Raw genomic sequence first — 10,528 nt, forward strand, 5'->3', positions numbered from 1 at the left:
CGGTTCGGACCCGAACGTTTTAGTTCGCGTACTCCCAGCGACAACCAATGCGTCGGATCTACGAGTCGGACGCCCTCCATCGCGACGACGATCCACACACGCCGAACGAGAAAGACACCTCGAGACGAGTGCAGGCCGTTCGATGGGTAAACAGCACACTACTCAGTCGACTGTTGCTCCCGACCGGAATCGCCTATCGGGCGGTTTCGGTCGACATCTCGACGCCGAACGACGAGTTCGCCCCCGGCGAGTCGGTTCCGTTCGTCGTCACGATGAAGAACTCGTTGCCAACGCCGGTCACGATACCGACGGAATCGCTCGTCCTGTGGACGTGGACGGTCGATGGCGTCCCCGAAGCGTCACACGTTCCGCTTCGCGATCCGCCGGACGAACGCGGCGCCTTCGTCTTCGACAGAGGTGAGCGAAAACAGTTCCACAAACGGTGGGATCAGCGATTCAAGGTCGGCAACGACGAGTGGGAAGCGGCCGATCCGGGAACGTACACACTCGGCGCCGAGTTCAACGTCCCAGCTGCCGACGAGAAAGGGCTCTCGAGCGAGACGATCGTCGAGATTCGATCCGATTGAATAGCGTTCGCCGACTCTGTCTCGTTTCGTCTTCGATTCTGCGGGTTTCGATTTCGTCTCGAGAAACGGAGTGTGCGACGGCCGTGAAACGTATCGTAGCTCTTGCACGTCACTGCACACCCGATCGCAGGACTACGTTGCGATCGGTGTGTAAATCGGTGAAGAGCTACGATAGCGAGAGGTAGATCTGAACCTCGCCGAGACGTGCTCACTTCGTTGTGCGCGTCTCGTCTGGTTCAAACTACCTCAATACAATATTTGTCGCTCGCGAATTTGCTCGCGGCAAAATATAGCGGGAGGTAGATTTGAACGACGCCAACTTCGGTCGCTTCGCTCCCTCGTTGTCTCCTTCAAATCTACTCGTCGTATTTTGACGAATCCAGAACTCACTCCCCGCTTCACTCGTCGTTCGTTGTTGAATTCGTCAAAAGTAGCGGGAGGTAGATTTGAACTACCGATCTGCGGGTTATGAGCCCGCCGGAATCTCCTGGCTATCCCATCCCGCTACTTCTTCATAACCGAGTCGACTAGTTAAGGGTTGTGATTCGGACGCCGTATGCGGGTTTCTATCGCTACTCGTGGTGTACCTTCCACGTGTAGAGGGATTCACAGGTGTAGTTGACGAAAAACCCGACGCCGATTCCGATCACGTTCGCCGCCAGATACCAGACGCCGAACCCCTCGACGAGGCCCGCGAGCACGCCGAGCGTCACCAGAAACCCCGCGAACCGGACCGCGTTCGAACGGAGAAACCGCTTGCCGAGCGCCCGCGGCGACATCGCTCCGTACTCGGCGAACGTCCAGCGTTCGTTGATCACGAAGATCACCACGATCGAAAGCTCCCAGGAGATCGCCTTCCCGACAATCGGTCCCAACGGCGTCAGTTCGACCAGCAATGCGAGCGCGACGATGTCGACTGCAGCCCCAACGAAGCCGACGCTGGCAAATTGAGTGAACCGCGCCGTCGAGAGCAGCGCCCGAAACCGCGTCCGGACGGCCTCGAGAAACGAATCACTCATCGTCGACCACGTCTCGCGACCAGCAATCGTCTTCGTCGTCTTCGTCGGCTTCGATTGCAATGCCAGCACCGACAATAGGCCGAAACGAAGGGACGACGAGGCCGACGGTTCGAGGCATCGATCAGTGACTCTGAACCTCGTTCGAAGAGACCAAAAGAATTCGGCCGGATACAGCGTTCGATACGGGCTCGAGACGGTCCGTAGACTCGACTGTCAGACCGAGAGATCGGCCTTCGGCCGGACCACCGAAACGTCGTCGGCGTCGACGCGGTCGACATCGAGGAAGTGCGGCGTGTACTGTCGCTTCTCGAAGGCCTCGTACTCGTCGTCGGCGCCGACGGTACACCACAGCTGGACCTGGTCGGGACCGTGCCACTCGCCGTTTCGATTGATACTGAAGCAGACGACCTCCTCGCCGTCGTACTCGATGATGGCCCCCTTTCGGATCCCCGGATCGCCGTGGATGATGACCTGCTTCATGTCGGCGACTTCTCGGGAGAGCGGATTAAGCCTTCTGACTCCGCTCGCTCGATGATCGCGGCGGGCTCGCCCAACCATGTGACCGACCACCCGGCGGACCGGAATCGAACGGATCCGACACCCGGCAACGGAGTCGTCGGCCTCGAGACGTTCCCGTCTGGTGGCTCGAGGTGTCGGATCGAGTCGATCGTGGTGTCCGGATCGGACAATTCAACATACTTCTCGCGCCCGTGCGCACGGGCACTGGAGTATAGTTCGGAGAGGATCCGTTCGGGCGGCCGGCCGCCGACGAATCGCTCGCGTCCATCCGCGCTGGCGCTCTGCCACGAGTCGGATACCTCCTCGAGGGCGCACTCGAGACGGCTTTGGACGATATCCGCCACACCTCGCGGTTCGGTAGCGTTGGAATCGGTCGTATTTGCGATCAACTCGGGGATCGATCCGGTTTTCTCACATTCCGTATCCGCGCTCGCAATGGCCGATGCTCGTGATAACTATACACGCGTCAGATGACTGGGACCTACCCGTCCCGTCGGACGGCGTCAGTGTCCACCCAGTGGATCGACTGGCGACGACGAACCAAACGGGTTTTAAACAGCGCTGTCTTAGCCCACGTCAAGTGAGATAACGATGCAGATGCCACGCCGTTTCAATACGTACTGCCCGCATTGTAACGAACACCACGAGCACGAAGTCGAAAAGGCCCGCTCCGGCCGCTCCAGCGGCATGAAGTGGGACGCTCGCCGAACCCGACGCAACACCGCGTCGATCGGTAACTCCGGTCGCTTCTCGAAAGTGCCCGGCGGCGAGAAACCGACGAAGAAGACCGACCTCAAATACCGCTGTGGCGAGTGCGGCAAGGCCCACCTCCGCGAGGGATGGCGCGCCGGCCGACTCGAATTCCAGGAGTGATTACGATGGCAGGAAATTTCTACTCGGTACGATGCAGTGACTGCGAGAACGAACAGACCGTCTTCGGCAAAGCCTCCTCGGAGGTCGCCTGTGCCGTCTGTGGCACGACGCTTGCGCGACCGACCGGCGGCAAAGCCGAGATCGACCACGAGATCCTCGAAACAGTCGAGTCACGATGAAATACAGCGGCTGGCCCGACACCGGCGAGCTCGTCGTCGGAAAGATCGACGAGATCGAGGACTTCGGCGTCTTCGTCGATCTCGAGGAGTACGAGGACAAACGCGGCCTGATCCACATCTCCGAAGTCGCGAGCGGCTGGATCAAGAACGTCCGCGATCACGTCCGCGAGGGCCAGATCGTCGTCTGTAAGGTCCTCGACGTCGACGAGGGGTCCCAGCAGATCGACCTCTCGTTGAAAGACGTCAACGACCACCAGCGCTCCGATAAGATCCAGGACTGGAAAAACGAGCAGAAGGCCGACAACTGGATGGAACTCGCCTTCGGCGAGGAGATCGCCGACGAGGAGTACACGGCCATCGCCAACGAACTCATCGGCGCCCACGGAAGCCTCTACGACGGCTTCAAACAGGCCGCGATCCACGGCGAGGAGGCCCTCGAAGACACCGGTCTCGAGGGCGACGAGGTCGACACCCTCGTCGAGACGGCCCGCGAGAACGTCTCCGTGCCGTACGTCAACGTCACGGGCTACGTCGACCTCGAGAACCCCTCTCCCTCGGGCGTCGACGGCATCCGCGAGGCCCTCGAGGCCGCCGCGGGCAACGGGGAAGTTCCCGACGAAGTCGACCTCGAGGTCAGCTACGTCGGCGCACCCGAGTACCGCATCGAGGTACAGGCGCCCAACTACAAGACCGCCGAGGCCCAACTCGAGGAGAGCGCGGATCGTGCGGTCGCCGCGATCGAGTCCGAAGGCGGTTCGGGCGAGTACCACCGCGAGCGCCGCACCGACGACGAGTAACGCATGAAATCGGACATCCGGGTGTGTTCGGCGTGGCGCGAGGCACACGACCGCCCGGTGTATACCCTTTCTGAGAGCTGTCCGGCCTGTGGCGCCGACGCCGAGAACAGCGCCCCAGCGCCGCTCGATCCGACCGATCCACACGGCGAGTACCGACGCGCTCTTAAACGTCGCAACCGCTGATACGGTATGGACGAACTCGAGATCGACGCAGTCGCCGAGGTCGAGCTGGACGACCCCGTCCTCGTCGAGGGGTTGCCGGGTGTGGGTCACGTCGGGAGTCTCGCCGTCGAGCACTTGCTCGAGGAGCTCGAGGGAGAGAGCACGCTCGTTCGACGCGTTTACTCGCGGGAATTCCCGCCGCAGGTGAGCGTCGAGGACGGCGTGACCGAGCTAACCTGTGCGAAGCTACACGCCATCTCGAACCCGGACGGTCGCGATCTCTTGTTGCTCACGGGTGACCACCAGGCCCAGACCAACGACGGCCACTACCTGCTGACCGACGCCTTCCTCGACATCGCCGACGAGTTCGGCGCTGACGAGGCGTACGCGCTGGGCGGCGTTCCGACGGGCGAACTCATCGAGGAGTACGCCGTCGTCGGCGCCGTCAACGACGAGTCGCTGCTCGAGTCCCTCGAGGACTCCGGTGTCGAGTTCCGCGAGGACGAACCCGCTGGCGGCATTGTCGGCGTCTCCGGACTCCTTCTCGGACTCGGCGAGCGCCGCGGCTTCGACGTCGCCTGTCTGATGGGCGAGACCAGCGGCTACCTCGTCGACCCCAAAAGCGCCCGCGCGGTGCTCGAGGTGCTCGAGACGGTTCTCGAGGTCGAACTCGACTACGAGTCCCTGGACGAACGCGCCGACGAGATGGAGGACGTGATCGGCAAGATCCAGGAGATGGAACAACAACAGCAACAACAGCAGATGGACGTGCCGACCGACGACGATCTGCGCTACATCGGCTGATCGCGGCGCGAGCACGCTCGCCCGTGATCTGTCGTCCGATACGGACGCCGAACCCCAACGCTATTTTCGTGCCGGATGAAAAACGTCTCGTGAACGATACGCGACCGACACACCACGACGTCGGCGTCGTCGGCGCTGGACTCGCCGGACTGACCGCGGCGCGGGAGCTGACCGATGCGGGACTGGACGTGGTCGTCCTCGAGGCCAGAGACCGCGTCGGCGGGCGCACGGCCGCGGGCTCGCTGTCGACCGGCGATCTGATCGACCGCGGCGCGGAGTGGATCGGCGGCGAGCACGACCGCGTCCTCGACCTGATCGAGGAGTTCGATCTCGAGCGCTGCGAGCAGTACGGGACGGGCGACGACCGGGTCGCCGTCGCGGGCGAGGTGTTCGACGACCAGGATCGATTTCGGGCGCTTCCAGCGGAGCCGACGGCGGAGTTGCAAGACGCGTTCGAGCGGATCGAGACCCTTCGACGCGACGTTCCGATCGAGGCTCCCCACGAGGCGCCCGAGGCCGACGCGTGGGATGCGACGACGCTCGAGTCGTGGAAACGGGAGGCGATGGAAACCGAAGCCGCGCGGGGGACGTTCGACGCGTTCGTCCGCGCCGAGTTTACCGTCGAGCCGAGTCAACTCTCGCTGCTGACCTTCCTGACCGCCGTCGACGCCGCCGGCGGACTCGAGACGGACGACGAGTCGGGCAGCGTCACCCAGGAGTATCGACTCGCCGGGAGCACCCAGCAGCTCTCGCGGGGGCTAGCCGATGCCCTGGGCGACGACGACATCAGACTCGACGAACCGGTCCGACGAATCGATCGACGCGGGGACGACGTAACGCTCGAGACGGACGACGGAGTCTACGCCGTCTCGGACGCGGTCGTCGCCGTGCCGCCGCCGTTGATCGACCGCATCGAGCACGAGCCAGCGCTCCCCGCGCGTCGGCGAGGGCTGAACCAGCGGATGCCGATGGGCGCGGTGATCAAGTGTTTCGCCGCGTACGAATCGCCGTTCTGGCGCGACGACGGGCGTTCGGGGTCGGTGCTGTCGGACGACGGAATCGTGGCCGAGGTTGCCGACGGGACCCTCCCGGGGGCAGATCGGGGACTCCTCGTCGGCTTCGTCGCCGGCGCCGACGCCCTCGAGTGGAGCGATCGACCGGCGTCGGAACGACGAGAACGGGTGCTGGACGAACTCGCACGGCACTTCGGACCGCGGGCGGCGGACCCGCTCGAGTACGTCGACGAGGCCTGGTCGACGACGCAGTGGTCGACGGGCGGGTACAACGCCGTGATGACGCCGGGGACGGTGACGACCTGCGGCGACGCGATCCGCGAGCCCGTCGGTCGCGTTCACTGGGCGGGCTCGGAAACGGCGCTCGAGGGCCGCGGCTTCATGGACGGCGCGATCCGCTCGGGCGAACGAGTCGCCGACGAGATCGTCGCGCGACGGGACTAGGTCGGGAATTCCCGCGTCTCGACGGGAGACCGATCGTTCGGGCGGATTGTCGTAGCGGGGTCTCGGGTGAGTACTCTGATAAAGGTGGAGAGGGGGACGATCACCGGTACTGAACGACGACGGCCCGTATCAAGCGGATCAGGAGGGAGTCTTCTCCGGGCGGAACAGCGCGCAGTTCGGGCACCAGACGGAGCCGTCGGTCCGCGTGATCTTCTTGCCGTTACAGTCGGGACAGCGCTCCTCGTCGTAGCGAACCATCCGAATCGATAGACGAGATGACACGAGTTACTATGGGCCTTTCGGTCACGGGAACGGGCAGTAATCGTGACCGTCCGCTGGGGCCGGTAGTCGTAGTGGACCCAGCGTGGGTCGCGTGTACAATCGATTCACGGATCGGCGCTCGGCACGAGCGCGTCGACACCCGGCAGGCGTGCTTCTCGACGTCCGCGGCGTCGTGTGGTGGTTCGCCGGGAGCTGACGGCGTTGTGAATCCGGTTTCGAACGCCCGTTGGCGGCCGCTTCGCGCCGGTGATCCGGGCGGCGGAGACGAGCGGTCGGTCGACGCTGCGACGTGCAACCCCGTTGTTCGGCGCGACGGAGCGTCGACGGACCGTCGCGGGCGGAAACACGACCGAGCGGACGATTCCAGCCCGGTGCATCTCTCACTCGAGTCGATCGGGGTGATCGAGTGCCCGCGAACGTAGTCGGCGTCGCCGGGGGCGAGACGGGTGTAGACGTCGACGACGCGAAACCCGTGTTCCAACTCGAGCATTCGCGTCGGCCGTTTTCAGCGAAGCCGTATCGTGCTACCGGCCGGCTCGTGGTGGATTCGAGTCCGCCTCGAGTACCGCGTTCGAACCAGGGAATACTACCGGCTGGAGGATGAATCCCGAGTCGCGATCCCTCGACGTCCGCCGACCGGACGACCTGCGGTCGAACGGCTGTCAGCGTCCGGTAGCTGGCCCGTGACGGTGCGTCGCCAAACCGAGTCCGAGACGGCAATCGCCAGACGGAGGCGCGGTGGGGAGCGTAATACTTATATAGAAGTGCTGACGACATAGTTAGTGAGGATTCAACAATGGCACAACAGCGACGCATGGGCGGACAGCCTATGTTCATTCTCAGCGAGGACAGTCAGCGAACGCAGGGTCGTGACGCCCAGTCGTCGAACATCATGGCCGGGAAGGCCGTCGCCGAATCCGTACGAACGACACTGGGGCCCCGCGGAATGGACAAGATGCTCGTCGACTCGAGCGGCGAGGTCGTCATCACGAACGACGGCGCGACCATCCTCAACGAGATGGACATCGAACACCCCGCGGCCCAGATGATCGTCGAGGTCGCCGACTCCCAGGAAGAGGAGGTCGGCGACGGGACGACGACCGCGGCCGTGATCGCCGGCAACCTGCTCGGCGAGGCAGAGGACCTCATCGAACAGGACGTCCATGCGACGACGATCGTCGAGGGCTACCACGAGGCCGCCAGGATCGCCCTCGAGGCGATCGCCGAGCAGGTCAGCGAGGAGACCGTCGACGACGACGTGCTCAAGCAGGTCGCCGAATCCAGCATGACCGGTAAGGGTACCGGCGGTCTCACCGCCGAGTCGCTGGCCGAGACGGTCGTCGAGGCCGTCCGCCACGTCGAACTCGAGGACGGCGTCGCCCGCGACAACGTCACCGTCCACACTCAGATCGGCGCGTCTTCGAACGCGACCGAACTCGTTCCGGGAATCGTCATCGACGAGGAGGCCGCCCACGAGGGCATGCCCAGCGAAGTCGAAGACGCCTCGATCGCCGTCCTCGACGTCGAACTCGGCGTCCGCACCGGCGAGATCGACGCCGAGTACTCGATCGACTCGATCGACCAGCTCAACACCGCCCTCGACGCCGAGGAACAGGAGGTTCAGGGCTACGCCGAACAGGTCGCCGACAGCGGCGCAGACGTCGTCTTCACGACCGACAGCGTCGACGACCGCGTCAGTACGTCCCTCGCCAACGAGGGCGTGCTCGTCTTCGACGACATCGGCAACAGCGACGCCAAGGACATCGTCTCCGCGACCGGCGCCACCCGCGTCGGCGCCCTCGACGACCTCGAGGAGGCCGACTTCGGCCACGCCGAGCGCATCAGCACCGAAAACTACGGCGACGACGACCTCGCGTTCGTCGAAGGCGGCGCGGCCGCCGAGACCGTGACCGTCTTCGTCCGCGGCGGCACCGAACACGTCGTCGACGAACTCGAGCGCGCCATCGGTGACGCCCTGGACGTCGTCGCAACGGCCCTCGCCTCGGGCGAAGTCGTTCCCGGCGCGGGCGCGACCGAGATCGCCATCGCGGACAAGATCCGCGAGGAAGCCGCCGGTATCGAGGGCCGCAAGCAGCTGGCCGTGACGGCCTTCGCCGACGCGCTGGACGTCGTCCCGCGCACGCTGGCCGCCAACACCGGCTGGGACCCCATCGACGCGCTCGTGGACCTCCGTGCCGCCCACGACGCCGAGGGACGTGCCGGCCTGATCACCAGCGGCGAGGACGTCACGATCGACGACCCCCTCGAGTACGGCGTCGTCGACCCCGCCGACGTCAAGCGCGAGGCCATCGAGAGCGCGACCGAGGCCGCGACGATGATCGTTCGCATCGACGACGTCATCGCCGCCGAGTAAGCCCGTCCCAACCCGATTCGTTTTTCGCCGAACGCATCACGTCCGGCGACTGTCGTGTGGCCAATAATGTTAAGTGTTACCAAACGTTAGTCAGAACTGTATCATGTCAAAGACTGCTCGAGAGCGGCTGACACCGATCGACGGCGCCGAGGATCGGCCGGTCTACGTCGACGACAGGGAGGAAACCTATCATACGTGGTATGATACGGCAGCGTACGAGCCGGTGAGTACGGCGCTCGTCGTGGCCGTCGCGTCGATCCGCGGCGTCGACGTCGAGGACCTCGAGCGAGTCTCCCGGTACGTCGATCCGGACGCGCTAAACGCGCTCGTCCGCCACTGGGACGAGCGGGACGAACGGGAGGGGCGGGGGCGACGGACGATCTCGTTTCCGTTCGGCGGCTGTGCCGTGACGGTCTACGCCGACGGCGAGATCGTGATCGACCCGACGTAGTCCGCGCCGCCGAGTGCGGTCGGTCGTCGACGGTTGCCTCGTGGGATCACACCCGCCTCATTTTCACTCGATCGCCCGCCTCGAGGCCGAACGCCTCGTCGCCCCGTCCCTGATTCACGTCGAGTTCGACGTAGCCGTGGCTGCCGACGGTCGCGAGGCGGTCGCCGGCGGGAACGGCCGCGAAAGTCTCACCGACGGGAACAGCCTCGCCGTTCGCGAGAATCCGCTCGCGGTCCGCGAGAAAGCCGCCAGGAACGTTCGTGATGACGTTCCCGAAGTCGTCGACGACCAGCACCTCCCCCGTCGCGCGCGTGCCGCCGTCTCCGTCCCCGTCCTCGAACGTCGCGTCGGGGAGTCGACAGTCGACCGAATCGCCCTCGAGCGACTCGAGCCACTCGAGGTCGGGCAGGTCCTCGACGCCGACCTCGTGGACCTCGCCGGCGGCGGGGGCGAAGACGTCCCGGCCGTGGAAGGTGGTGCTGGCCGGGCCGGTCTCGCTGCCGTCGTTCCTCGAGTCGGCGTTCGACCGCAACGCGGTCGCGCTCGGTGTCGCCGCCTCACGGCCGACACGACTGCGACGGCCGGCCGGTTCGGGCGACTCGAGCCGTTCCTCGTCGACGACGTAGTACTCGGGAGTGTCGTCGCCGGCGAGTCGACGTGCTGCGGGACGGAGGACGCCGTTGTCGGGACCGACGAGAGCGTGTTCGCCGGCGCGGACGATGATCGCCTTTCGGTCGGTGCCGACGCCGGGATCGACCACGACGAGGTGGACCGCCGGCGGAAAGTACGGCAGCACTTCGCGGAGCCAGAAGGCGGCCGCGCGAACGTCCTGTCTGGGGAAGTCGTGTGCGACGTCGACCAGCCTGGCGTCCGTGCGGCGACAGAGGACGCCCTTCATCGCCGCGGGGTAAGGAGTTCCGAAGTCCGATGCGAGCGTGAGCATGGCTGTCGGTAGGAAGCGCGCGGTGAAAATCGATGTGCTCGCGAGGCGGGACGCAGGGCGGCGGATGTGAAACGAGGGGCA

The 10,528-nt window shown here is 64.9% G+C and carries 12 protein-coding genes, 1 tRNA gene and 1 pseudogene; 9 read left to right on the plus strand and 5 right to left on the minus strand.

Translation table 11 applies throughout. The annotated features are described in order from the left end of the window. Positions 1 to 47: 47 nt before the first annotated feature. Entirely contained in the window at positions 48 to 587 is a 540-nt protein-coding gene (locus C493_RS04855) for a hypothetical protein (RefSeq protein WP_007258296.1), read from the plus strand. Between the two features lie 431 nt (positions 588 to 1,018). On the opposite strand, the gene C493_RS04860 is transcribed toward C493_RS04855, so the two are convergent. The 3 genes from C493_RS04860 to C493_RS04870 all read right to left on the minus strand — a co-directional run bounded on the left by C493_RS04860 (position 1,019) and on the right by C493_RS04870 (position 2,086). Continuing rightward, a tRNA-Met gene (locus C493_RS04860) sits at positions 1,019 to 1,093 on the minus strand. Positions 1,094 to 1,159: 66 nt separating this feature from the next. Next, positions 1,160 to 1,606, minus strand: a complete 447-nt coding sequence (locus tag C493_RS04865; RefSeq protein ID WP_007258297.1) for a GtrA family protein — start codon at positions 1,604 to 1,606, stop codon at positions 1,160 to 1,162. A 213-nt stretch (positions 1,607 to 1,819) separates the two neighbouring features. Further along, positions 1,820 to 2,086: an HAH_0734 family protein gene (locus tag C493_RS04870; protein WP_007258298.1), complete on the minus strand. Its 267-nt coding sequence runs from the start codon at positions 2,084 to 2,086 to the stop codon at positions 1,820 to 1,822. Positions 2,087 to 2,716: 630 nt separating this feature from the next. Between C493_RS04870 and C493_RS04880 the strand changes: the two genes are divergently transcribed. The 6 genes from C493_RS04880 (at position 2,717) to C493_RS04905 (ending at position 6,397) form a co-directional block, all read left to right on the plus strand. Next, positions 2,717 to 2,998, plus strand: a complete 282-nt coding sequence (locus C493_RS04880) for a 50S ribosomal protein L44e (RefSeq protein WP_007258300.1) — start codon at positions 2,717 to 2,719, stop codon at positions 2,996 to 2,998. 5 nt (positions 2,999 to 3,003) lie between these two features. Continuing rightward, complete coding sequence (locus C493_RS04885) at positions 3,004 to 3,177, plus strand: 30S ribosomal protein S27e (RefSeq protein WP_006089161.1); 174 nt, start codon at positions 3,004 to 3,006, stop codon at positions 3,175 to 3,177. Next, complete coding sequence (locus C493_RS04890) at positions 3,174 to 3,974, plus strand: translation initiation factor IF-2 subunit alpha (RefSeq protein ID WP_007258301.1); 801 nt, start codon at positions 3,174 to 3,176, stop codon at positions 3,972 to 3,974. Before C493_RS04885 ends, C493_RS04890 begins: the two co-directional genes overlap by 4 nt. A 3-nt stretch (positions 3,975 to 3,977) precedes the next feature. Continuing rightward, positions 3,978 to 4,157 (plus strand): RNA-protein complex protein Nop10, encoded by a 180-nt coding sequence (locus tag C493_RS04895; protein ID WP_007258302.1) that lies wholly within the window; start codon positions 3,978 to 3,980, stop codon positions 4,155 to 4,157. A 6-nt stretch (positions 4,158 to 4,163) separates the two neighbouring features. Beyond that, positions 4,164 to 4,940, plus strand: coding sequence for a proteasome assembly chaperone family protein (locus C493_RS04900; RefSeq protein ID WP_007258303.1), 777 nt, complete (start codon positions 4,164 to 4,166; stop codon positions 4,938 to 4,940). 89 nt (positions 4,941 to 5,029) lie between these two features. Further along, positions 5,030 to 6,397, plus strand: a complete 1,368-nt coding sequence (locus C493_RS04905; protein WP_049889138.1) for a flavin monoamine oxidase family protein — start codon at positions 5,030 to 5,032, stop codon at positions 6,395 to 6,397. A 447-nt stretch (positions 6,398 to 6,844) separates the two neighbouring features. Here the strand turns inward: C493_RS04905 and C493_RS23740 are convergent. Next, positions 6,845 to 7,169: pseudogene (locus tag C493_RS23740) on the minus strand (amidohydrolase family protein); the annotation flags it as partial. Positions 7,170 to 7,508: 339 nt separating this feature from the next. On the opposite strand from C493_RS23740, the gene thsA reads away from it, so the two are divergent. Together thsA and C493_RS04920 are read left to right on the plus strand one after the other, a co-directional pair. After that, positions 7,509 to 9,053 (plus strand): thermosome subunit alpha, encoded by a 1,545-nt coding sequence (gene thsA, locus C493_RS04915; protein ID WP_007258307.1) that lies wholly within the window; start codon positions 7,509 to 7,511, stop codon positions 9,051 to 9,053. 103 nt (positions 9,054 to 9,156) lie between these two features. Continuing rightward, entirely contained in the window at positions 9,157 to 9,504 is a 348-nt protein-coding gene (locus tag C493_RS04920) for a HalOD1 output domain-containing protein (protein ID WP_007258308.1), read from the plus strand. 46 nt (positions 9,505 to 9,550) lie between these two features. Here C493_RS04920 and C493_RS04925 read toward each other — a convergent pair whose 3' ends face one another. Next, positions 9,551 to 10,447 carry an SAM hydrolase/SAM-dependent halogenase family protein gene (locus C493_RS04925; RefSeq protein ID WP_007258309.1) on the minus strand — a complete coding sequence of 299 codons (897 nt, stop codon included), beginning with the start codon at positions 10,445 to 10,447 and terminating at the stop codon, positions 9,551 to 9,553. Between the last annotated feature and the right edge of the window lie 81 nt (positions 10,448 to 10,528).

Source organism: Natronolimnohabitans innermongolicus JCM 12255 (assembly GCF_000337215.1).
Lineage (GTDB): Archaea > Halobacteriota > Halobacteria > Halobacteriales > Natrialbaceae > Natronolimnohabitans > Natronolimnohabitans innermongolicus.